This window comes from Natronolimnobius sp. AArcel1, from assembly GCF_011043775.1.
In the GTDB taxonomy this organism is placed as follows: Archaea; Halobacteriota; Halobacteria; order Halobacteriales; family Natrialbaceae; genus Natronolimnobius.
In genome coordinates, this window is record NZ_JAAKXY010000001.1 from 361461 (window position 1) to 385769 (window position 24309).

The window sequence follows — 24309 nt, forward strand, 5'->3', positions numbered from 1 at the left end:
GTAGACGTCACTGCACTCGAAGACGGCGTCTATCGCATCAGTCCAGCGATCGATGACGTCCTCGCAGTTGACGGCTGGGACGGTAATTCCGATCACGTTGATCAACGCCAGTTGGTGCCAGACGGCGACAGTCCGCAGCTATTCGGGGTCGCGACTTCTGAACGGGAGTCGTTTGCGGTCGTCGCTACTCACCCCGTCGTATTGACGACGATTCGCCCGATCCGCTCGTTCCCGTCGAGCATGAGATCGATTCCCGACTGAATCTCCTCGAGATCGATTTCGTGAGTAATCGACGGTGACACGTCGACCTGTTCTCGCTCGAGCAGCGTGAGAATTTCCTCGAGGTCCGATCGCCGGTGGTCGCCGACGACACGGAACTGACCCTCACGGACATCACCGAAGTCAAGCGAGATGTCAGACGTCTGAATGCCGACGCCGACCACGGTTCCTGACTCGTAGCCGTTCTGCCCGCCGATTGCGTCGATCGCCGTTTCCATGGCAACTGCCGACCCCGAACACTCGATTGCCGCGTCCGCACCCCAGTCGTCCGTCGCCTCGAGGATAGCTGCCTGTGCATCGTCGGTTGACGGGTTCACCGTGAGATCCGCGCCGTATTCAGCGGCGGCCGCAAGTTGTTCGTCCTCGAGATCGACGGCGATCACTGTCCCAGCGCCGACGTGGGTTGCCCAGAGGACAGCGTGGAGGCCGACGCCGCCGGCACCGAAGACGACAACTGCGTCGCCAGGCGCGAGATCCGCTCGCTGGACGGCATGGTAGCCGGTGGCGACAGCACAGCCAGCGATCGACCCTTCGGCAAAGGAGACATCGTCGGGTAGCGCCATGAGCGCACGTTCAGGGACGGCGATGTACTCGGCGAACGTGCCGTCGACGTGGTGGCCGATCGAGTCGCGATTCCGGCAGCGATTGTCATAGCCGCGCGAACAGGGCCGACAGATGCCACAGGAGCGGATGTAGTGGATAGCAACGCGATCGCCGACAGCGACGCTGCGTACTGTCTCGCCCACCTCGCGAACGACGCCGGCACCCTCGTGACCCAGCGTAAGTGGGTCGCTGGCAGGCTCGGTCTTGCCCGTCAGGTAGTTCACGTCGCTCCCGCAAAGACTCGCCGCTTGGAGATCAACGAGCACCTCATCGGCTTCAAGGTCCGGTTCCCGAACCTCCTCGACGCGCAGATCGTGTTTGCCGTGGTAGCGTGCTGCTAGCATGGGACGTAACTGATCGGAGGACGACCTTAGCCATTGCGTTGTTTGCATGGAGCCTGTCGGCCTGTCCTGCTTGGAGCCGCCACTGAACCAAACGACACGCGAGTCTCAGAATATCGCGTGCCCGCCGTCGACATAGAGCATGTGGCCGGTGATGAACGAGGCATCCTCGCTGGCTAAAAAGAGGTACGAACCGGCGATTTCCGCAGGTTCGGCGCGCCTGCCCATCGGATTCTCCTTGCCGAGGTCTCGCGTTCCCGAACTCGAGCCATCGCCATCTGTGTTGATCTGTGTCGCAACCGGCCCCGGCGCAACCGCGTTAACCCGAATATCTAACTCTGCACACTCGAGGGCGGCAACCCGTGTGAGCATCATGATCGCGGCCTTCGAGGGATCGTAGACGGCGTGGCCGGTCTGTGCGTACTCGGAACTGATCGATGCGGTGTTGATGATCGACCCCGAGACGCCCCGATCGGCCATATCTTTCGCCGCCGCCTGCGTGCCGACGAAGACGCTTCGCGCGTTCGTCTCGTAGACCGCATCGAACGTCTCGACCTCGAGGTCGAACAGCGAGCCGCCACGGAATATTCCCGCGTTGTTGACCATGACATCGACGCCGCCGAACTCGCGGGCGGCCTCGACGACTGTCTCGAGGTCTGTTGGCTTCGAGACGTCCGTTTCGACGAACGTGGCAGTCCCGCCATCGCGTTCGATTTCCTCGTGTGTCGGCAGACGGTCACCCTCTCCCTTCGGTGACTCGTGGATGTCGGCAATGAGGACGGTCGCGCCGGCGGCACCGAACCGTCGTGCAACGGCGCGGCCGATGCCGGAACTGCCACCTGTTACGATAACCGTCTCGTTGTCGAACTCTGCACTGCGTGCAGTCATACACTCGTATGGGCGCAACAGTTCCTTATGCGTATCGACACCGGCGCTCGCACAAACTCCACGTAGTAACTCCCAGCAACTCGTCCGGTGAGAGCGGATATGTGGCACCGACTGTCTAGACGGAACTACCATCATGTGGGCGTGACACCAACAGTCGTCCCCGATGCGTGTGGAAACGACACATACCACACAGGCTCCACGTCCGCTATTGCCAGAGTGCGTTCCCAATCAGAATACAGGCATACTGCTGTAAATTTCTGCGCTGAAATATCGTTCGTAGAATGAGAAACAGGAGGGAGAGCGCTTCAATAGACTAAAATACTGGCTTCTGGTGGCAGAGTAACCGTTTAACCAACCAAATTCGGTATGACCGAACGAATTCGGTGAGGCCGTGTATGTATGTCGGAACAAGTGATACCACACAGTGATTCGACTGCGACGTCCCATCGAAACCGAACGTGAGAAAATGGCTGCTGGGACTCGAGACAGCGTTACTGGAACTGCGGCATGACTTCGTCCGCGAACAGTTCCATCCCGTCCGTCTCGGGGAAGTCGATAAACCAACCCTGGAACTTCGTTACGCCGACATCGATCCGGCGCTCGATTGCCTCTGCACACTCCTCAGGCGTGCCCATGATGAAGTACTCGCGGGCGTCCTCGACGGTCTCGATCGGCGGCTGATCCTTGTACTCCTCCTCGAACTGGATCGGCGTCATTAGATCAATCAGGTCCTCGAGTTTCTCCTCATCGCGCGTACAGATGATGTGACCGTCCCAGGAGTATTCGATCTCGTCGGGGTCGCGCCCGACGGTGTCGCAGTGGTCTTCGATCACGCCGATCTTGTGCTCGAGTGTGTCGACATCGCCGTTGAACACGTCAGTGTTCCAGCAGTCGGCGTGTTTCGCGACGAGTTTGAGCGTCACCTGCTCGCCCTGTCCGCCGACGAGAATCGGCGGGTGGGGGTCCTGCACGGGACCGGGCGTGCAGTAGGCGTCCTCAATTTCGTAGCGCTCGCCCGAAAACGACGCTCCCTCGCCGGGCTCGGTGTCCCACATATTCTTGATGAGTCGAATGCCCTCGTCTAACCGCATGAGACGCTCGAAGCCATCGCGATACTCCCAGCCGTAGGCCTCGTACTCGCCGTCGTGCCAGCCAGCGCCAAGGCCCAGTTCGAGGCGGCCCTCGGAGATGACATCGAGCGTCGCGGCCATCTTCGCGACCAGCGCGGGGTTGCGGTAGTCGTTACAGAGCACGAGCGAGCCGATGTTAATGTCCTCGGTGAAGCCCGCCATCGCCGAGAGGAGCGTCCAGACCTCGTACTCAGCGTTGTCGCGTCCGAGCATCAGGTGATCGGGTGCCCACGCGGCGTCAAAGCCGAGCTCTTCGGCCAGCAGGATCGACTCTTTGGTCTGGTTCCAGTCGAGCCCCTCGAGTTTCGGGGTGTCGCGATGGACTGGCTCGTCGTCGCCCTCGTCGGGCGCGCCGGCGAACACCGGCACGTTGAATTCGAATGAGATATCCCTGGACATGGTTCACTCGACGGCGAAGTGTTCGAGCGCCTCGCGGTTCAGTTGGGTGCTGACGCCGGCATCCTCGGGAATCGGGATCGCCCCGTTCTCGGGCGATGGTGGGTTCTCGAAGATCGCGTCGGCGTAGGTCGAATCCTGTTCTTGCTGTTGTTCCTGGAACCATTCGGGGGTCGGGAAGTACTCCGCCATCGGCATGTTCGTATGCGCCGCGATGGCGTGCAGCGTCGGATTCGTCCCGGCGTGGGGAATCACGGGCACGTCGTGAACTTCGGCCATATCGGCGACTTTCATCATCTCGGTGATGCCGCCAACGCGACCCACGTCGGGCTGGAGGATGTCGACGGCTCCGGCCTCGAGCAGGTCCTCGTGGCCCCAGCGGGTGAACTCGTGTTCACCGCCGGAGATCGGCATCGGCGCGGCCTCGCGAACCTCGGCGTAGCCGGAGATGTCGTCGGCGATGACCGGCTCTTCGACCCACGCCATATCGTAGGGCTCGAGGCGGTCGAGCATCTTCTTCGCGTAGCCGACCGACCAGCCCATGTAGGCGTCGGCCGCGATCTCGATCTCGTCGCCGACGGCATCGCGGACCGTCTTGACGATCTCTTCGTTCTTGGCCATCCCCGCGCGGCCGGCCTCCGGCCCGTGGAGAAAGCGCATCTTCATCGTGTCGAACCCGGCTTCAGCGTACTCCTGGGCCTCGCGCTCGAGTGTCTCCATGTCGACGGGGTGGAGGTTCGACGCGTAGGCGGGGATTTCGCTTTTCGTCGGGCCGCCGAGCAGTTCGTACACCGGCTTTCCGGCTTCCTTGCCCGCGATGTCCCACAGTGCTTGATCGACCGCGCTGATCGCCATGACGGCGGCACCTTTGCGACCAAACGGCAGCGTTGCGCGATACATCTGCTCCCAGAGGAGTTCGCGCTGGACGGGGTCTTTGCCCATCACAATCTTCGAGAGCGTTTCCTCGACGATGGTGGCGATGGCACCGGTTCCCCAGTTACCGACGCCAACGCCAGTAGTGCCGGCGTCTGTTTCGACCTGAACGACGACATCGCCGACAGGCCCCATCCACTTACGGCGAGCCTGTGGGTTCTCGCCGTTGATGTTTCGATACTCTTCGTACTTCGACATGATCGTGGTCAGCGGGAACTCGATAAACTCGCCCCACGACTCGTTGCTGATTTTGGTCGCAGTAACGTCTGTGATTTCCATTATATCTCCTCGTAGCTGTGTGTGCTCTCGGCAGGAACAAAATCCTTTCTACTGAACTGATCAGGTGCCATCGTTGCGGGAAATGGACTGCAGTCATGACTCGCTGGGCGTATATCTGAACCATCCACCCAACGATCTGACCAGTTCGCACCCGCGAGCCCAGAGACACCTAAAGTTATATGTGTGTGAACGACCCAATTACCGATAGCTCGACTAGAGCGTGAGGTAGCTCCATAATGAAGGCTATAGTTCATACCGGACCCCGGTCTATTGAGATCCGCGAACGAGAGAAACCGACACTTGGCGATGGCGACGTACTCGTCCGCGTCCACACTGCGGGGCTCTGTGGCAGTGATGCACACGCCTACACCTACGAAGATGGCTATCAGTGGATTCCGTTGCCCCGAATCATGGGCCACGAGTACTCCGGTGAGGTCGTCGAGGTGGGAAGCGATGTCACCGATTTCGAGGTGGGAGACCACGTTGTTGAAGAACCGATTCACGACTGCGGCTCGTGTTTTCAGTGCAAAAACGGCCAACCAAACGTCTGCCAGAACTTCGAAATTACTGGCATGCACAAGGACGGAGTCTACACCGAGTACACGACCGTCAAACCTCGAGATCTTCACTATATTCCTGACTCCGTCCCACTCGGGCAGGCAAGCATCACTGAACCGCTGAGTATCGCTACCCGGGCCGTTTTCGACCAGTCGACAGTCACGCCCGGCGATACCGTCCTCGTCGAGGGGCCAGGCCCGATCGGCGTCCTCGTCGCGGCCGTCGCCGACTCGCTCGGCGCGAACGTCGTCGTCTCCGGCCTCGGGAAGGACACCCAGTACCGACTCCCACTCGTCGAACGCCTTGGCATCGACACCGTCGACGTCGAAACCGACGACCTCGAGTCGTTCATCGAAGCGAGAGCTGACGGGGGCGGCTTCGACGTTGTCTTCGATACGACCGGCCACCAAAGCGGCGTCGAGATGGCAATCGAGTACGTCCGCAAAGGTGGACAGGTCGTCGTCGTTGGCCTCCCAGGCGCGCCGAGTGAGCTGTTCATGACACCAGTCGTCCGCGGCGAAGTCGACATAAACACATCGTACGGTTCGACCTGGCGAAACTTCGAACAGTCAATTCGGCTCCTCGATGCCGGTGAGATCGACGCTGACGAAATCACAGATCACTCCTACAGTATCGACGACCCGACTGCCGCGTTCGAAGCGTTCCTCGAGTCTGAAACCTGTAAGCCGTTGTTTTCCTTTTCAAATCTGTAATCGGCCGGCGAGTACCTGTTCTGTACCCGTCAACTGTCGTCTCGAGCAGCCAGTGGCGTTCCCGACAACACAACGTTTAGTATCGATCAATACATCACTTATGTTGACATGGTGCTCGATACGCATACGCACGCGTGGACACGGCCGTCGCGAGAGCGTCCCTGGGTCAACGGCTCGCTCGTCGAGACTGTCGAGACGTTTTCGACAGAGATGATCTACGACGCCGACAGCCTCCGCGCCGATATGGACGCAATCGGCGTCGACGAAGCGGTTGTCGTTGGCTATCCGATCTGTGAATGGACGGACAACGCCTACACCATCGAGTGCGCCGCCGAGTACGACGAACTCTACGGTATCCTCATGCTCGATCAGTTCGCCGACGACGCCGACGAACAACTACGAGAGGCGATGGCCGTCGACGATGTCCTCGGCTTCCGACTCGGGGCGATCTGTCCCTACGACCGTATGTGGGAGACGTTTGACCCAGACGTGAGCTGGCTCGAGGATGCCATCGACGAACCCACGTTCTGGGAGGCTGCCCACGACACGGACGCACTGGTCCAGATACTCGCCCACGTCGACCAACTCGAGCAGGTCGTCGACCTCGTTGAAACCTACCCCGACCTCTCCTACGCGCTCGATCACTTCTGTCACGCCGGCCCTGACGTGGCTCCCGACGACGCACTCGCCCCGCTCGAGCCCCTCGCGAGCGACGAGTACGACGTCGCAGTAAAAATCTCCGAAGTCGTCCACCGCTCCGAGGAGGACTTTCCCTACACCGATATGCACGACCACGTCCACTGGCTGCTCGAGACGTTCGGGCGCGAGCGGGTCGTCTGGGGATCGGACTTTCCAAACGTCAGCGACGAAGCAGCCTACGAAGAGAGTCTCGCGTGGCTCGAGCACGTCGGGACGCTCTCGAAAACGGACCGCGAGTGGCTCACCGAGCGATCCTTCGCGGACACGGTCGGTCTCTAATCAGGACCCAAGACGCCGACGGCGGGTCGAACTTATTCGCCGACGACGTGGTTCTCGAGCGTGCCGATTCCTTCAATCTCGGCTTCGACCGTATCGCCGGGCGAGAGCAGTTCTGGCGGGTCGCGGAAGATGCCGACGCCGCCGGGCGTGCCCGTCGAGATGACGGTTCCGGGCCGCAGCGTCGTGACGTTGCTGATGAACTCGACGACCTCGCCGACATCGAAGATGAACTCCGCGGTCGTCGAGTCCTGTTTGGTCTCGCCGTTGAGTCGGAGTGTTGCCTCGAGGTCGTTTGGATCGACGGCATCGGGGCTCGTCAGCGCTGGTCCCATCGGTGCGAACGTATCGTAGCTCTTCCCGCGGAAGAACTGGCCGTCGTCGAACTGGGCGTCTCGAGCGCTCACGTCGTCGATGACGGTGTAGCCCGCGATGTAGTCTTCGGCGTTGTCGGCGTCGACGGAGTCGGCAGTGCGGCCGATGACGATGCCGAGTTCGACCTCGTAGTCGACCTGCTCGATGCCCTCGGGGTGGATAATCGGCGCGCCGGGGTCGGTGACCGTCGTCGGTGACTTCGCGAACAGCATTGGATTCTCAGGAATCTCTTCGTCCTGCTCTTCGGCGTGGTCGTGGTAGTTGAGGCCAACACAGATGATCTGGTCGACATCCTCGACTGGCACCGGCGAGAGCAGATCCGTCGGCTCCTCGATTTCGGGCAGTCGGCCCGTCTCGACCGCGCGGGCGACCTGTCGGCGATAGCCCGGCGTCGCGAGTTCCTCGAGTGTTGGTTCTCCGAGACGCTCGAGATCGTATGTCTGGTCGTCGACAGTTACTCCCCAACTCGGCCCGCTGTCGGTTGCGTATCGAACGAATTGCATCGTATCGACCTTTCTGGCCTGAATCTTCAATCTTTCTTTCGCTCCGGACCTCCGTCGATCACCGACCACCTTCGCTGGTGCAGATCATTGGGAACAGTTTAGCCGACCAACACGAGCGAGCACCCTCGAAACGAACTATTATACTGGTTGCACCGAAATGGGATGGTATGTCGTATCAGGTTGCGATGATTGGAACCGGCACCGAACCCGAGAATCCCGGGCGGGATGGCTATGCGATGGCGTACCATCACGCCGAGGGCTACGAGAAACACGACCAGTGCGAGATAGTCGCCTGCGCGGATATCGTCCCCGAAAACGCCCAGGCGTTCGCCGACGAGTACGGTGTCGACGACGCGAATATCTTCGAAGACTACACCGAGATGCTCGAGACGGTTGAGCCGGATATCGTCTCGCTGTGCGTGCCGCCGGTGATCCACGCATCAATCGCAATTGATTGTATCCGCGCGGGCGTCGACTCGATCCACTGCGAGAAGCCGATGGCCCAGACCTACGGCGGCGCGCGCATGATGACACAGGAAGCAGCCCGCCACGATACACAATTGACCTTCAATCACCAGCGCCGGTTCAGCGACGCCGTCCGAACCGCCAAACAGCTGCTGGATGACGGTGAAATCGGCGACCTCGAGCGAGTCGAGTTCTCCGCACCGGTCGGTATCTTCGACTACGGCAGCCACTCCTTCGATCTCTGTAATTACTTCAACGACGAGGTTTCCGCCGACTGGGTCCTCGGCCAGATCGACTACAGCGAGGAGAACCTCGTCTTCGGCTCGCACAACGAAAACCAGGCCGTCGTCATGTGGGAGTACGAAAACGGCGTCCACGGACTCGGCACGAGCGACGCTACCGGCACCGGCGGCCCTGCCGGCGCTGTTCAGTGTCACAACCGACTGATCGGCTCCGAGGGCACCATCGAACTCGGCCCCTCGAGCGCCGACGAGGACGAAGACGAATCACTCCCAGTCCTGCGTATCCGCCGCGCCGGCGACGAGGAGTGGGAGACCGTCGACACCGAAGATGGCCTTCACAGCTGGGAGTTCATCGACCGCGCGATTGCGGAGAACGTCCGCTGTCTCGAGGAAGACGACGAGCCGGAACTCAGTGCGACGAACGCCCTGAACGCGACCGAGCAAATCTTCGCCACCTGGGAGTCCGCACGCCGCCGCGGCCGCGTCGACCTGCCCCTCGATATCGACGACAACCCGCTCGATTCGATGGTCGAGGATGGACAGCTCTCGCCCGAGCCAATGGCCGAGGAGGACAACTAAATGGCCAACATCTCGATCTGCGTCGAGATGGTCTACGATGACGAGCCCTTCGCGGACCGCATCGAGCGGGCCGCCAACGTCGGGGCTGATGCCGTTGAGTTCTGGGGCTGGCGCGAAAAAGACCTCGAGACGGTCGTCGAAACCGCTGACGAAGCCGGCGTCCCAATCGCTGGCTTCCTCGCTGGCGACACGCTGACTGACCCCGAGGTCGCCGACGACGCCGTCGAGACGATTCGCGAGTCCATTGAGACTGCCGCCGAACACGACGTGCCGACGCTGATCGTCACGACGGGCCAGGATCAGGACGGCCTCGACCGCGAGACGCAGTACGACAACATCGTTGACGTGCTCTCGACCGTCGCGCCCGACGCTGAAGACGCAGGTGTCACGCTCGCCGTCGAGCCGCTGAACACTGCCGTCGACCATCCCGGCTACTTCCTCGAGACCTCCGAGGAAGGCTTCGAAATCATCGACGACGTGGGCTCGCCGAACGTCACGCTGCTGTACGATATCTATCACCAGCAGATCACCGAAGGCAACCTCATCGAGACGATCACCGAGAACGTCGACCGCATCGGCCACTTCCACATCGCCGACGTGCCCGGCCGCCACGAACCCGGTACTGGCGAACTCGCCTACGAGAAGATCCTCGAGGCGATCGACGACACCGACTACGATGGCTACGTCGGCTGTGAGTTTTCGCCCGTTGGCGACGCCGACAAGGCCGTTGAAAACGTGCTGGACTGGCAGTAACGCGCCAGAACGCAGTTTTTGACGCCGGACGCAAACTCACCGGCTGACTCCGCCTGAACGGCAACGCTTTTGGGTGTCTCGGGTCGTCACAGTAGCATGCATCAACTGCGCAGTGCAGACACATCGTTTCCCGACTCGGTGTCGGACATTACAATTGGCTACATTGGCGGCGGCAGCCACGGCTGGGCGCACACGCTCATCAACGACCTCCTGCAGTGTAGCGACCTCTCCGGGCACGTCGCACTCTACGACGTCGACTACGAGGCCGCCGAACAGAACGCGACGCTTGGCAACGAACTCACTGCACGGGATGAGGCTGTTGGCGACTGGACGTTCGACGCCTATGCGGACCTCGAGGATGCACTCGAGGGTGCGGACTTCGTCATCTGCTCGATTCAGGACCCGCCCGAGGAGACGTTCGTCCACGACATCGACATCCCGAAGGAGTACGATATCTATCAACCGGTTGCAGACACCTGTGGCCCCGGCGGTGCAGTGCGATCACTCCGAGCGATTCCGCAGTACCGCGAGATTGCAGCGGCGGTTCGCGAGCAGTGCCCCGACGCCTGGGTGCTCAACTACACGAACCCGATGACGGTCTGTACGCGCGCGCTGTACGAGGAGTACCCCGATATCAACGCCATCGGCCTCTGTCACGAGGTGTTCCACATCCAGATCCTGCTGGCCGAAATCGCCGAGAGATACATCGACGAGGCCGAGGACGTTTCCGGCAGCGAGATTGACGTCAACGTCAAAGGCGTCAACCACTTCACCTGGATCGATGAGGCCACCTGGTACGGCCACGACGTCTTCCAGTACCTCGACGACGAACTCGAGGAGCGAAAGCCCCTACCGAGTTTTGAGGCCGGCGACCTCGAGGATGCGGACTACTGGATCAACCACCACGAGATTGCGTTCGACCTCTACGACAAATTCGGCCTGCTGGGTGCTGCGGGTGACCGCCATCTCGTAGAGTTCGTCCCGTGGTATCTCGCCATCGACGACCCCGCAGAGATCCAGCGCTGGGGATTCCGCCTAACGCCGAGTTCCGCCCGCGTCAGCGACAGCGACGACGGCCCTGCGAAGATGGACACCTATCTGGCAGCCCCCGAGCAGTTCGAGTTCACCCAATCCGGCGAGGAAGCCGTCGACATCATGCGCGCACTCGTCGGCCTCGAGGCACTCAAGACGAACGTCAACCATCCAAACGTCGGCCAGATTCCGGACCTACCAGACGGCGCGGTCGTCGAGTCGAACGTCCTCATCACCGGCGCGGGCGTCAAGCCGATCACGGCGGGCGAACTCCCACGCGAGATTCGCAACATGGTCACGACTGCCGTCAACAATCAGGAGACGCTCATCGAGGCCGGCTTCGCGGGCGACCTCGATCTCGCTTTCGAGGCGTTCCTCAACGAACCGCTCGTCACGATTTCGCGTGAGGACGCCCAAGATCTCTTCGCCGAACTGATCGAGATCGAACGCGAGTACTTCACAGACTACGACCTCGAGAACGCAGCCATCCTTGAGAATTGATCGATGTGCTGACCGGCAACTCATGACCGTCCGAAACAGCTAACACGCCCCACGACAATTGGCAACGTATGTCCGTTGATACAGACGAGGACTCACAGCTCACTCGTCGTGAGGCCGCCGACGCAGCAGAGTCGTCGGTGCTCGAGACGATTACGAACTCGTACTCGATTCAGTTGATCCTCGGTGGAGTCTTGTTTATCGTCGTCGGATTTATCATCAACACCGGGGTTTGGGCCGCAGTGCTGGCCATCTGGGGTGCTGGCATCGTGGTAGTTGGCGTTGTCACTCACCTTCTGACCATCTTCGCCCGACGCGGCTCGCGCGGATAACTCAATTTTTACGCCACCAGGTTCGACTCGGCCGTCTGCGGTGGTCGAGTCTGATCGCCTACGACGACGCCTCGAGTTCGAACTGTAGTGTTTCATCGTCGCCCTCGTCGAGCGTGACCTCGTCTTCAGTGTCTTCGTACTCGTCGCTGACGACGCTCACCGTGTACGTCGTCGGCTCCGTGAAGTCCGGCTCCGCGACGCCGTCTTCGATTTCCTGATCGATTGTATACTCGATATCCGTCTCCTGATCGAGGAGTTCGAGTATCACGTCCTCAGCAGCGACTGACTCGCCATCCCCGTCCTCGAGGTAAATCTCAAGTGTTGTCTCCGCAGTGTCCGTCTCGAGGTCGGCGCCGTCATCGTCATCACCGTTATCGTCCGGCTCAGTCTCGGTATCATCGGCTCCGTTGTCTGAACAACCTGCAACAAGGCCAACGGCACCTGTCGCAAGCAACGACGCGACGCGTCGGCGTGTAAGGGCATTCTGGCGTCCCATTATGCAACTGGTCGTTTCAAATGAAGGCGAATGATACTACCGATCTACCGAATAGTGCACCTCGATTAGCAAAGGTATGATGATCGATCACACATTCTTCGACAACATGTTAGTCTTTGAATAGCTATCTATCAACGGGGTGGCTCGTCTCTCGACAGGCATGATGACTCACGTGGAGACACGTTCCGCTCACGATACAATCGACACTAACCATTTGGACTGCAAAAGCGAACACCAGACCCACCCGATCCACGTGGACGTCGACCAGCAGTTCGGGCGGTCGAGTCACCCTGCGGCCGTGGCGAAACTGTGAGACAGGAGCCAGTCTCAGTCGGCGTCGACTGGGTCTGGATCGTCCGGAATCGGCTCGCTGTTCCAGTACTCGTGATTCTCGAGCGCGCGGAAACAGGCCGCGTTCTGGACGCCGTTTTCGTCGCTACAGTCGACCATCTCCGGTTTTTCCTCTGTACAGACCTCACGGGCCTTCGGACATCGAGTGTGGTAGCGACAGCCCGACGGGATGTTCGTCTGGTCGGGCACGTCGATGGTTCGCATCGGATTCTCGTCGCTTTCGTCTTCCGGCTCGAGTTCCGGCGTGGCCCAGCGCAGCGCCTGCGTGTAGGGGTGCTGTGGGTTGTGGATGATCTGCTCTGGCGTCCCAATCTCGACGAGTTCGCCGAGGTACATCACACCAATTCGACCGCCGGTCTTCTCTGCCATGTAGCGGGCGTTCGAAAGATCGTGCGAGATCGCCAGAAACGACGTGTTAAAGGCATCCTGCAACTCGATCATCAGATCCATCATACTGACGCGTAGCGACACGTCGAGTGCCGAGACGGCCTCGTCGGCGAGGATAAGATCCGGATTGATCAACATCGCACGGATCAGCGCGATCCGCTGTTGCTCGCCACCCGAAAGCTGGTGTGGATACCGGTCGATGTAGTCTTCCGGCGGGCTGATCCCAACGTACTCGAGCATGCCGAGAATCCGCTCGCGTCGGTCGTTCCCGTCGAGTTCGGGATGCCAGCGCTTGAGTGGCGACTCGAGGATCGTTCGGACACGGTGGTGTGAGTTCAGCGAACTGCCGGGGTCCTGATGGACGATCTGGAGTGCGCGGCGAATTTCCTTGTCGGCGAGCGTGCTGCTACCGGAACTGCCCTCCCAGATGTCCTGCTCCTTGTACTCGATTGAGCCGCCAGTGGGTCGCTGGAGTCCGACCGAAGTCTTCCCAAGTGTGGTCTTCCCACAGCCACTCTCGCCGATGAGGACGACGACATCGTTCTCGTAGATGTCGAGCGAGACGCCATCGACGGCGGTGACGACATCAGAGTCGCCAAAGTCGAGGAACCCATCGTTTTTCGAGCCGAATTCGACTTCGACATCGGTGAGCGAGACGATCGGTTCGGCACCTGGTTCCTGTGAGGTCGTCGAGACGCTCGCCTGGCTGTCCGAATCGGACGCGGCAAACGCGTTATCAATGTTCTCGATCGACTCTTCCCAGTGGTGACAGTAGACGTCGTGTTCGTCACCTGCATCGTACGCACCGGGATCGTGTGAGCGACACTCGTCGTCAGCGAGTGGACAGCGCGGATGATACGAACAGCCCTTCGGGATGTTGACCGGATCCGGGCTCTCGCCTTCAATCGGGCGCATCTCCTCGAGCGGCGCGGAGAGATTCGGCGTTGCATTGAGTAACGCCCGCGTGTAGGGATGGGCCGGATCCTCGAGAATGTCGTCCGCTGGCCCGACCTCTGCGAACTCGAAGGCGTATAAGACCGCGAGTCGATCCGCGAGGTCTGCGACCAGCGGCAGGTCGTGCGTAATGAAGACAATCGTCAGATTGTGCTTCTCTTTGATCTCGTGGAGCAACGAGATGATCGAGCGCTGCATCAACAAGTCGAGTGCGGCCGTTGGCTCGTCCATCACCAGCAGGTCCGGATCGAGCACGAGGCTCAACGCGATCAGCACGCGCTGTTTCATCCCGCCCGAAAGCTCGTGTGGATACGACTCGAGCATCCGCTCTGGCTCGAGGTACAGATCCTCGAGGAGGTCTTTTGCGCGTTCGATCCCACGGTCGACGTTGTAGTCGTGAGCGCTGAGCGTCTCGACGAAGTGGGTGCGGATCTTCAGGACGGGGTTGAACGAACTCATCGCGCCCTGGAAGACCATCGAGACCTCCTCCCAGCGGAACTGCCGGAGCGCCTCTTTCGAGAGATCTGTGACGGAAATCGGCTCCCCCTCTTCGGGGTAGTACGTCACGTTTCCGGTCGTCAGTCCCGGTTCGGGGACGGCATCGAGCATCGCCGAGGCGAACATCGATTTGCCGGAGCCGGATTCGCCGATCACCCCAACGATTTCGTCGCGGTAGACCTCGAAATCGACCTCGTTGAGGACTTTCGAGCGTCCACGGTTCATCCCGAACGAGACCGACGTCTCCTCGAGTTCGACGATGACGTCTTTGTCGTGGCGGTCAGTCTGTGTCGCCGACTGCGAGACCGTCATTGGGCCACCTCCCATGCGGTCGGGTGAGTCGTCTGTGTGTCCCTGGTCGAGCGCCGAATCGGTGTCGTGGGTGTCATAGACAGCATCATACGTTCATCATATCCTTCGTTTCACTTTCGGAGTCCGGTTCAAGTCCCTCGTCGCCACCGATGTCCTGATGACGCGCCCGGATTCGTGGGTTGAACACCCGGTCCAGCGACTGTGCGAGCAAGATGAGCCCCATCGCAATACCGGAGATGGCGATCATCGGCACGAGCAGCCAGTGGAGTGCATCAGTGCGGTACAGTGCGCCGCTTTGGTAGGCGTTTTCCAACATGACGCCCCAGTTGGCGTCGGAGAACGGCAACACACCCAGGTAGTAGAGTGCAACTGCCGAGAAGATGATGTGACGTGCGGCGTTCACCATGTTCACCACGATGTACGGCATCAGGTGTGGCAGAATCTCCTTGATCAGGATCCATCGCGTGGGCATATCCATCGCCCGAGCAGCCTCAACGAACGACTCGTTTCGGATCGTTAATACTTGCGAGCGGATCGCCCGCGCGAGTCCAGCCCACGCTGCGACGGCCAGTAAGACCCCGAGTGTGACTGGATTGTTGATCCAGGCCTCGAGCAGCGTTGCCAGCACAATAACGAGTGGCAGTCCTGGGATATTAATAAAGACGTCTGTGATCGAGCTGAGGACGGTGTCGACCATCCCACCTTTGTAGCCAGCAACGACGCCGAAGAAGGTGCCGACGGCGACAGTGAAGGCGGCACCCGAGGCCATCATGATCAGGATCGTTGGTGTCGAGTGGACGGTCATCGAGAGAATGTCACGGCCGTTGGTCGTCGTTCCGAGCGGGTGATCCCAGTTCTCGAACGCGCCAACTAACTGCGGCCCCTGTGCTGGATGGGTCGGCTCAACCAGATAGACGCCGACCGTTCCGATGATGAAATAGATTCCAAGAATCGCAAAGGCGACGAGTGCCCGCCAATCATTCCGCAGAATCGACCACGGCGTCCGGATGTACTCCTCGAGGAAACGATCGATGCGGTCGTTGCGTGTTTCTGCGACAGAGGCAGTCGTCTCAAACGGTGAGTCGCGATCAACCGTTCCACCATCGCTTCGGACGACAGTGGCCTCATCGTCGGCATCGGTGCTCGTTGTGCCAGTGTCGCTCTCGCGAGCAGGCACGAACGCTTCGACAGAGTCGCCTGAGTGCGTGTCGTCCGAGTTGTGTGTGTCGTCTTCAGAATGCTTCACGGTCTTCACCTCCTGCACGCGGATCGATTTTGCCGTAGGTCAGATCGGCGATCAGCAACGCGATAACCACGGCGATCGTGATAACGGTAAATGCGCCCATCATAAGCGGGTAATCACGTGCACGTACGGCCTGAATCATATAGTACCCCATGCCCCGGTACGAGAAGATTTCCTCGAGGACGATTGCACCACCGAACATCGTCCCGATGGCGATCATCAGTCCGGTATACATCGGAAGAATCGCGTTCCGGGCGACGTATCGGACGGCAATCGTACTGTCTGGTAGCCCGCGAAGTCTGGCGACGCGCAGGTAGTCTTCACCAAGGACACGCACACTGTTCCCACGCATCGTCAGTGATGCCGCGCCGGAGGCGACGAACATCGAGAAGACAGGTAATGCTGCGTGATGGATAATCCCGAGCATAAACGGGAGGTTGAAGCCGGCTTCGACACCGGTCGGTCGGCGACCCCCAGTTGGGAACCAGTTGAGGCGGTAGGCGAAAGTCATCAACAGCAACAGTGCGAGCACGTAGAACGGAATCGACGTGAGGACTGTCGCGTAGCCAGTGAACGCAACATCGAATTTGCTGCCTTCCCAGTACGCCATCAGCGCGCCGAGTGAGATGCCCACGACGAAGCCGATAAAGATCGCCCAACTCATGACGAACAGCGTCCACGGGATGGCATCAGCCATAATCGAGGTGACCGTGGCGTTCTGGCTCATCGAGTAGCCCATATCTCCCTGAAGCATCGCCGTCATATAGTCGATGTAGGCGATATGCATCGGGGCTTCAGGGTTGATATTCATGTAAATCTCTGCAAGCTCGTACGCCTCCTGGGGGTTGTCTAACTCAGGGCCGATCTGTGCGACAAAAGCGTCGACCGGATTCCCCGGCATCATCCGCGTCAAAACAAACGCCAGGGTCATCACTGCCCAAATAGTGAAAAGGCCCTGGCCAAGCCGTCGTATTTTCCAATTCATTGTATAGCTACGTCGTGATACGGTATCATTAGTATTGTGGTATTTGGTACCGTGGCGAATACGGATTTGGATAGAGCGGGACTACTCTTCGTACGGGATCAGTTCAGCGTCCGGAATCTTCGTCAGGTTGAACTCGGCGACCCGATTGTCGAGTAGTTCCTCAGGCGCGTCAACGTGCCACTCGTCGGAACGGATCGCACCGTAGTCACCCGCGATGACGACTCCGTACATCGGCAGTGTCTGGTTGAGCCACCAGGCCAACCGCTCGATGTACTCATCGTCACCAGTGAGGTGGAGCTGTTCGATCTCGTCCATGACAGTCAGTTCCATCGTCCCACTGGCGTCAGGGTTCCCGATTTCATCAGGAATTTCCCATGTTTCGCTTTCGTAGTCGACGTGATTCAGCTGGCTGAACCACTCCCAAACGTGGTCGACGAACGTCAGTCCCATGATCGAGAACACGGGATGGTTGTCGAAGAGAAGGTCGTGATCGCCGTCGAAGCGACTCTCACCGTACGTCGCCTCATCAACCGCGTTGAGCGTCGCGTCGAATCCAAACTCCTCGAGTTGATACTGCACGGAGTCGAGGGCATCAACCTGCACGCTCGTTCCCGACTGGGCGAGTAACTCGAGTTCGGCCGGGTCGCCGTCCTCGTCGTACCACATGCCGTCGTCTAGCTGGTAGCCAGCTTCTTCCATCAGCTCCGTAGCCCGGTCGAGGTCGGTATCGTAGTTGTCGTAGCCCTCAACATCGACGACTCCCTCGTCGACTGCGGTCTGGTTGAGGAGCGTCGGTGGCAGTTCGTACAGTTCGTACTCTTCGGGGACGGACGTCCAGATTTGCTCCCGATCAAGTGCACAGGCGATGGCTTTCCGGACGTTTTCGTCGGCTGTAATCGGCTGGTTGGTCGGATTACTGGCGGGCGAATCAGACCAGTCGTAGTCGCCGAAATTAAACAAAATTGACCAGAGGTGGTCGTAATCACGGTTGATTTCGTGGTGTGGTGGGAGCTGGTCCATAACGTCAGGCGACTCCGGCAGATTGAGGCCGATCGAATCGACCGACTCCTCCATAAACGCGAGCACCTGGTCTTCGTGGTGCTCGATAACGTACTCCTCAAAGTAGATATTGTCCGCGTTCGGGTGATCATCGTAGACCGTCCCGACGAACGACGTATCCGTCACTTCCTCGAGTTCGAATGGGCCGTTTCCGACAATGTCGTCAACGTCTGGCGACCACTCCTGGAACTCAGAGACAAGTTCGGTTGCCTCGTCGCTTTCAGCATCGACATCCAGTAAATCATCGCGCCACTCCCCGAACGAGGGTGAACCGACGTCCTCCTTGATAATTACGAGGTCATCAGCGAGTTCGTTCGCGAGAACGGACTCCATCGTAAAGTCATCGCGAAGGTAATAGCGAATCGCATACTCGTCGACGATTTCGTAATCTTCGATGTAGGAACTTGCATGCGAATCTGGAGACGTGATATCAGAGATACGGAACCGAATATCAATATCAGTAGCAATATCTGCAGTCGTAACCGAATCGCCGTCGTGCCACGTCCAGTTGTCGCTGAGTTCGAGCAACAGCGAATCGCCTTCGTCTTCCCAATTCTCTGCAATCACGCCCTCGAAGGAATCGTGGCTGTGGTAGTGAACGAGTAGTGGATCGTAGATCAGTCCCGGTGGATCGAAGTTCGCCATCTCATCGGATGGATCGTACGGATTCCACGACGCGTTGTCCATCCCGTAGGTTCCCCGGTGGAGCGACTTCGTAAACTGGCGGTCGACTCGCTCATCGACTGGGTCACGATCACCCGCTGGGTCCTCCCCATTCCCTTCGTCGGTGGCACACCCCGCAAGTGCTGCCACCCCTCCTGCAACGCCTGCTTTTAACGCAGTCCGTCGAGTGATGGTGCTACGCCAATCATTGCTATTCGTTGGCATCGGCCAAGTGTTCATGATAGACTCATATATATTTTTCCAATCAACCAGTCCGCTGTCGTGGCCTCCCTGTCACGATCACTCATCGTCACCACTGGAGTACAAACTTATATTTCGATAGCTTTCAACTAGTCAAGCGATGAACCGCACTCGGCCCGTCCTCAAGTTGGTGTTTGCGTTCAACATGGTTGTTCTCCTCTTGCTCGCGTTTTCCTATCCGTTCCTCGAGCCGGGGAGTGACTCCTACGTTGCTGCAACGATTACGCTCGTTCTCAGTCTCGTCATGTTGGCCCTCGTTGCTGTCCTTACCTATACTGGGTTCGACGCGTTCGATAAGTTTTGATTCGATTGGGACTCTCGGTTTGTCAGTCCAACCACGACTGGCTGTTGGGTAGATAGTACTACTGAAAGAACACTATCGCGGCGACCAGCAGTCGTACGCGGTGACTATCACGGAACCCCGTACGAACGTGTTCGGTAGTGGCGGACGAAATTCCACAGAGAGTGTCGAAACGAGACCGATGTCTCTGATAGTCCAGTCGGAGACCAATACGTATCGGCCTCGAAATCCGAGTTAGACCGTGGAACACGCTCACTCCCTGGCGTTTGCGCCCGGAGTATGGAGATGAGCGAACGCCGGTAGTACACCAATTCATTCCGAAATCTGTCCGGTGACACCGGATAATTGGCAGTCAACTGCAAGAGAACTGACGTTGAATGTGGCCCTATTCGACCGTTTTCAGCACCCATACCGAAACACCTGCAGAGATTCCTTGCCGTCTCTAGTGCAACACGAGACACGATGATCCAGGAATTAATACAGTAGTACTAATGTAAAATAGCGTGTTGAATCGCTCGTCGAACGTGTTTACCGTGTTACAGCAAGACATCCACGTTCGCTCAGGCCGGACAACGTGTCGTGCATGAGGATGGTCACTCTCCGATGGAACTTCCCCGGTCGGGCAGTTTCGATACGTCATCGGGAACGTCAACCAGATACACGTCACTGTCGGTCCCACCGTGTGAGCTATCGAACGCAACGCGAGTTCCGTCTGGACTCATCCGGGAGTGTGGATGGACATCATCATCACTAGCCCACTCATGCGTTGCGAGCGCTCGTGGTCCCTCGTAGGTCTCCGTGTCAGCGTCCCACTCCCAGAGTAAGAGTGCATGGGGGCCGCGATGTGAGCCATCACCAACGACGAGGTCTCGAGTGCGACTATGAAAGTGGGTATAGACAGTTGGTGCGGGCCATTCGCGTCGGTCGGTGCCGTCGTATCGAATCTGCCCGAAGAAGGCATCGCGGTCTTCGCGGGGACCCTGCCAGCCGTGATACCCGACATATTTGCCGTCGTCCAGCCAGTACTCGTGTCCGACTGCTTCGTCTTCAGCAGTCGGTCGAATCTGCCACGTTTCATCGGTCTCGAGGTTCAGCCCCCAGATTCTGTCGACATCTTCCCAGGGACCTTCCTCGCAGTAGGTGAGCCGGTCCGAGTGCTCCGGCGCGGGCGACGGGTTGACATGCGTGAGCCAGCGCTCCGTATCGACGTGAACCGTTGGCTCTCGCTCCGGTTCGTCAATCGGGACCGAGATAACCTGCGAGTGTGGCTTCGCTGCGAGTCGCTTGGCCATCCACGCCTCGCGGTCTTCCGGATCCTTCTCGTCATCGAGTGGGAGTTGCTCCGAGATTGCAGCGACGGCTCGTGTCCCATCGGCCGTCCCACCCAAATGCCCGCCGTTGTAGCCCGCAGGGAGCGTGTAGTGCGTCTCGAGAGCAAGTGACTCGAGGTCAAGCGAGACAAGGTGGCCGTCACACCAAAAGAGCGCAACGGGATGGTTCGGACACCGCGTCACGCCGCTGATATTGTATGAGAGGTCGGTGAGTTGTGTGAGTTCGCCCGACTCGAGAGAAATCGAGTAGAGGTCACGCGTGTCGCCGCGGTCCGAGCGTATCAGGAGTCGGTCGCCGTCGTCGTAAAACGCCGGTTCGGTAAAGTACAGGTGCCAGTCGCCAGCCGAATGCGTCGTTAGCCGATGGACGGTCGCGCCCGTCTCCGGATCGGTCGTCGTTTCCCGTTCGGCTGGCCACGTTCGACCAGCATCTGGCCCCTGTGTGAGGTGTGTCGTCATAGCATGTTTCTCCGCCGACGGACACAAAAACCTTCGCTAGCCGGGGATTCAGAGAGGTGTGACAGTTGGGAAACAGCACGCACTCGTGGATAACTGCCACTTCCAGTCGCCTCACTCGAGGCGTCGATCCCGCGTCTCTCGAGGACCGAGAGACGACCGCCGGGTGTCGTCGTCCGTGTAGACGACAATCCGGTCGATGACGACACTCGGATCGACCGCGTACACCGAAAGCGTCTGCCGGCCGGGAGCCGACACCTCGTGATGCGTTCGCGAGAGAACACTCGAGCGACACACATTTTCTTGCCACTGCGGGTCGTGCTCGCCGCCGTTTGCGTCGAAATCGACGACTCTCGGTTCGCCGTCACCGACTGCCACGGCGTACCGGTGGGGCGTCTCGTCAGTCGGCGCGTGCGTCGGCAAGAGCTGTATCTCGATGCACACCTCCTCGGCAGCGCTCGAGATCTCGAGGTCGTACTCGAGGCGGGCCGCATCCGACGCGATAGTTGCGGCGTCTGCAGCGAGTCGTGGCCCGTCAAGCGGTCGGCTGACCATCGTCGTACCGGTCGTTCGACTGAGTCCGTCAACGGGTTCCCAACGGGTTTCGCCCTGCTCGAGTGCCGTCGGCCCCTCGGCGTCAAGTGCGATTCGGTCGTTCGATTCGACGAACAGCGGCGTTCGGGCAGTGTCTTCGCCAACCGCCGACAACGGTCGCGGCCGAATCGGCACCGATACCTCGAGTTCACGACCGGCACCCGCAATCTGTATCGTCCCAGTTGTCGGTTCGTCGGGTGCATCGTCCCAGTCGACACCGACCCAGAGACGCTCGTCCTCCTCTAACGTCCCCGACGTGTGCGCGATGGTGAGCCACGCCTCGTTGGCTGTCGCTGTCCACTCGATGCTCCCCGAGCCACGATTGTAGCAGTCGATGAACCGTCGGCGCTCGAGTCCCTGGACAATCGTCGGCACTTCGCGATTGCGGACGCCAGTGCCAGCGACGCCGGCCTCGCCTTCGACGGTCACCTCGAGTGTTGGCTCCTGCTCGTCGGTCACGCGGCCAGTTGCTGGCAGGTCGAACGCCGGCAGCTCCCGCGGGTTCGCGGACAGCATCCGTCGCCACTTGCCGTCCGCTGTCGCGTTATACTGTCTCGTCGCCGTCTCGAGGTGGGCAAACGCGTTCTCAGCGTACTGAGCGTACATCTCAGCAGCGGTTTGCCCCTGTCCCGCGTAGAGACGACTCCGCATCGCCGTGAGCACACCCTCGTTGATCGCTCACGACGCTCGAATGGGGTACTCGACGAGGTGGAAGAACGCCGTTCGCACGTTGTCGGGCAGCGACGAGGCGATCTCGGCGGCTCGTTCGTCGATTTGCTCGTAGGCCTCGAGGCGGCGCTCGGCTTCGTCGCCGTGGGCAATCGCACTGAACTCGGGTTCGTTCTTCTCGGTGTTCGGGTAGACGCTGTTCCAGCCGAGGTGTTCGGGCTTTCGTGCGAGCGCGAGTCGGTAGTACTCCGTGAGTATGTCGGCGATTTCGTCTGCGCGTTCCGGCCGGAACTCGCGGGCTGCCCACTGTGTCAGCCACTCCGTCTCCGAACGCGCCGCAGTCGACTCGAGATCCCAGGCTAACTCGAGGAAGTACTCAGTCTCTTTCTCAGCGGGCTTGAGGTCACCGACGTTAGCCATCCAGAACGTATCAGCGCCGTGGCGGTAGGCTCGTACCAGTTCCTGGCGGATCAGCGCCGGCGGAATCGAGCAAAGCCACTGGTGGTCGTGCGGACGACCCCAGTACGAGAGGTGATAGTAAACGCCGTGGCCACCGGCTCGCTCCCGCTCGTCTTCCCTCGGCAGTCGGCGCATGAACCCGAAGTTGTCGTCGGGCCAGACGAGACAGACATCGTCGGGAACGTCGACTCCCTCGCGGTAGATCTCGAGTGTCTCCTTGTACGGACAGAAAATCTGCGGGATGGATTCGACCGGTGATGTGTGATGCTCGTCGAGGATCTCGCGCTGCTCGTCGATCACCTGTTGAAGTAAGTCGGCGCGCTCCTCGAGCGTGTCGCCGCCGGGCATCCCCGAGTCGTGAATGCCGCGCATTCCGATGGTGAACATGTTTTCGGAGCCCGCAACGTCTTCTACGCGGTCGGTCCAGTACTGCCGGATCGTCTCGGCGTTGGTCTCGTAGTTCCACTCGCCGTGTACGTCGGCGTCCCACTCGCCGACGTTGTTCCGGTGCATCGGCTCGCAGTGAGAGGTTCCGACGACGATGTGATAGCGGTCGGCGGCTTCGGCCGTCCCCTCACACTGGTAGAACGCTTTCGTCCCCTCGTGCATCGCCGGCCAGATCGTGTTCGCTTTGAGCCGTAACAGGAGTTCGAACAGCCGTTCGTACGTTTTCGGCCCGATTCCATCCGGCACCTCGGGTTCGTGGGTGTGCTGTGCCCACTCGCGAATGCCGAAATCCTCGTCGTTGATGAACACGCCCCGATAGCGAACCGACGGCGGTCCCGCCCACTCGAGGCCGTGACTCACATACAATTCGTCGTAGTCGGCAGTTGGCACGTCCGCCCACCAGTACCACGGCGAGACGCCGATTTTCCGTGCGAATTCGTAGACGCCGTATGCGGTTCCACGGGGGTCGCTACCGGCGATGAGCAGCGTTTCGTCCGTTCCGAACAAGGACGTACCGGTGTCATCGGCTGTCGATTCCGCAGCGATGAGATAGCTCTCTGGTCCCTCGAGTCCGTCGTCCTCGCTTCTGTGCGTCTCGAGAACCTGCTCGACCGCGCGATCAAAGACAGCGTCGACGCCGTACGTCCCGACGATGATGGCTCGCTCGCCGCAGTCCTCGAGGCCGCGCTCGCGGGCTGGTCGCTGGCCCGTTACGCGTTCGATGTCGTCTTGGAGGTCGCTGGTTGCGATTTCGACGACTGACTCGGTGGCAACGTACCGAATCGGAGCAGCCGAATCGGTGACAAGCGAGATGGCGTCACACTGGCCCCTCTCGCTGCTATCGCGGCCGTCTGTTCCGCGTATCGCGATCCCGTCTGCATCCGTGTCGGTCATGTGCTACACTGCTATCGTGCATGACTATTAGTCTGTTTGCTTACCGTTGTTGCTTACCACAAACGGTGGCCAACT

At 59.8% G+C, this 24309-nt stretch carries 20 protein-coding genes; 7 read left to right on the top strand and 13 right to left on the bottom strand.

The window, feature by feature from the left end; translation table 11 throughout:
* Positions 1-188: 188 nt before the first annotated feature.
* From G6M89_RS01760 to rhcD, 4 genes are all read right to left on the bottom strand, one after another.
* The gene (locus G6M89_RS01760; protein WP_165160079.1) at positions 189-1226 is read right to left on the bottom strand and encodes a zinc-binding dehydrogenase; all 1038 of its coding nucleotides are present in this window, start codon (positions 1224-1226) and stop codon (positions 189-191) included.
* A gap of 105 nt (positions 1227-1331) precedes the next feature.
* Positions 1332-2111: an SDR family NAD(P)-dependent oxidoreductase gene (locus G6M89_RS01765; RefSeq protein ID WP_165160080.1), complete on the bottom strand. Its 780-nt coding sequence runs from the start codon at positions 2109-2111 to the stop codon at positions 1332-1334.
* A gap of 491 nt (positions 2112-2602) precedes the next feature.
* Positions 2603-3640, bottom strand: coding sequence for an LLM class flavin-dependent oxidoreductase (locus G6M89_RS01770; RefSeq protein ID WP_165160081.1), 1038 nt, complete (start codon positions 3638-3640; stop codon positions 2603-2605).
* A gap of 3 nt (positions 3641-3643) precedes the next feature.
* Positions 3644-4849, bottom strand: a complete 1206-nt coding sequence (rhcD, locus tag G6M89_RS01775; protein ID WP_165160082.1) for an L-rhamnonate dehydratase — start codon at positions 4847-4849, stop codon at positions 3644-3646.
* A 236-nt stretch (positions 4850-5085) separates the two neighbouring features.
* Between rhcD and G6M89_RS01780 the strand changes: the two genes are divergently transcribed.
* Both G6M89_RS01780 and G6M89_RS01785 read left to right on the top strand, forming a co-directional pair.
* Positions 5086-6120 carry a zinc-binding dehydrogenase gene (locus G6M89_RS01780; RefSeq protein ID WP_165160083.1) on the top strand — a complete coding sequence of 345 codons (1035 nt, stop codon included), beginning with the start codon at positions 5086-5088 and terminating at the stop codon, positions 6118-6120.
* 111 nt (positions 6121-6231) lie between these two features.
* A complete protein-coding gene (locus G6M89_RS01785; RefSeq protein ID WP_165160510.1) occupies positions 6232-7098 on the top strand; it encodes an amidohydrolase family protein in 867 nt (288 codons plus the stop codon).
* Between the two features lie 32 nt (positions 7099-7130).
* On the opposite strand, the gene G6M89_RS01790 is transcribed toward G6M89_RS01785, so the two are convergent.
* On the bottom strand, positions 7131-7973 hold the full coding sequence (locus G6M89_RS01790) for a fumarylacetoacetate hydrolase family protein (protein WP_165160084.1): 843 nt from the start codon (positions 7971-7973) through the stop codon (positions 7131-7133).
* Between the two features lie 167 nt (positions 7974-8140).
* On the opposite strand from G6M89_RS01790, the gene G6M89_RS01795 reads away from it, so the two are divergent.
* The 4 genes from G6M89_RS01795 to G6M89_RS01810 all read left to right on the top strand — a co-directional run bounded on the left by G6M89_RS01795 (position 8141) and on the right by G6M89_RS01810 (position 11874).
* The gene (locus tag G6M89_RS01795) at positions 8141-9259 is read left to right on the top strand and encodes a Gfo/Idh/MocA family protein (RefSeq protein ID WP_165160085.1); all 1119 of its coding nucleotides are present in this window, start codon (positions 8141-8143) and stop codon (positions 9257-9259) included.
* Positions 9260-10012, top strand: a complete 753-nt coding sequence (locus G6M89_RS01800) for a hydroxypyruvate isomerase family protein (RefSeq protein WP_206335411.1) — start codon at positions 9260-9262, stop codon at positions 10010-10012.
* A gap of 96 nt (positions 10013-10108) precedes the next feature.
* Positions 10109-11545: a glycoside hydrolase family 4 gene (locus G6M89_RS01805; protein WP_165160086.1), complete on the top strand. Its 1437-nt coding sequence runs from the start codon at positions 10109-10111 to the stop codon at positions 11543-11545.
* 68 nt (positions 11546-11613) lie between these two features.
* Positions 11614-11874, top strand: coding sequence for a hypothetical protein (locus G6M89_RS01810; protein WP_165160087.1), 261 nt, complete (start codon positions 11614-11616; stop codon positions 11872-11874).
* Positions 11875-11932: 58 nt separating this feature from the next.
* Here the strand turns inward: G6M89_RS01810 and G6M89_RS01815 are convergent, their stop codons facing one another.
* The 5 genes from G6M89_RS01815 to G6M89_RS01835 all read right to left on the bottom strand — a co-directional run bounded on the left by G6M89_RS01815 (position 11933) and on the right by G6M89_RS01835 (position 19047).
* Positions 11933-12370 (bottom strand): PEGA domain-containing protein, encoded by a 438-nt coding sequence (locus G6M89_RS01815; RefSeq protein WP_165160088.1) that lies wholly within the window; start codon positions 12368-12370, stop codon positions 11933-11935.
* 327 nt (positions 12371-12697) lie between these two features.
* Entirely contained in the window at positions 12698-14872 is a 2175-nt protein-coding gene (locus G6M89_RS01820; protein ID WP_165160089.1) for an ABC transporter ATP-binding protein, read from the bottom strand.
* 85 nt (positions 14873-14957) lie between these two features.
* Positions 14958-16118 (bottom strand): ABC transporter permease, encoded by a 1161-nt coding sequence (locus G6M89_RS22720; protein ID WP_343162613.1) that lies wholly within the window; start codon positions 16116-16118, stop codon positions 14958-14960.
* Entirely contained in the window at positions 16105-17100 is a 996-nt protein-coding gene (locus G6M89_RS01830; RefSeq protein WP_165160091.1) for an ABC transporter permease, read from the bottom strand. Before G6M89_RS01830 ends, G6M89_RS22720 begins: the two co-directional genes overlap by 14 nt.
* 81 nt (positions 17101-17181) lie before the next feature.
* Positions 17182-19047, bottom strand: a complete 1866-nt coding sequence (locus G6M89_RS01835; RefSeq protein WP_165160092.1) for an ABC transporter substrate-binding protein — start codon at positions 19045-19047, stop codon at positions 17182-17184.
* A gap of 136 nt (positions 19048-19183) precedes the next feature.
* Here G6M89_RS01835 and G6M89_RS01840 point away from each other — a divergent pair, with 136 nt between their 5' ends.
* A complete protein-coding gene (locus G6M89_RS01840; RefSeq protein WP_165160093.1) occupies positions 19184-19387 on the top strand; it encodes a hypothetical protein in 204 nt (67 codons plus the stop codon).
* Positions 19388-19977: 590 nt separating this feature from the next.
* Here the strand turns inward: G6M89_RS01840 and G6M89_RS01845 are convergent.
* The 3 genes from G6M89_RS01845 to G6M89_RS22215 form a co-directional block, all read right to left on the bottom strand.
* Positions 19978-21174, bottom strand: coding sequence for an oligogalacturonate lyase family protein (locus G6M89_RS01845; protein WP_165160094.1), 1197 nt, complete (start codon positions 21172-21174; stop codon positions 19978-19980).
* Positions 21175-21285: 111 nt separating this feature from the next.
* The gene (locus G6M89_RS22210; protein ID WP_241175186.1) at positions 21286-22416 is read right to left on the bottom strand and encodes a hypothetical protein; all 1131 of its coding nucleotides are present in this window, start codon (positions 22414-22416) and stop codon (positions 21286-21288) included.
* Positions 22417-22443: 27 nt separating this feature from the next.
* Positions 22444-24234, bottom strand: a complete 1791-nt coding sequence (locus tag G6M89_RS22215) for a glycosyl hydrolase 115 family protein (protein ID WP_241175187.1) — start codon at positions 24232-24234, stop codon at positions 22444-22446.
* Positions 24235-24309: the final 75 nt, after the last annotated feature.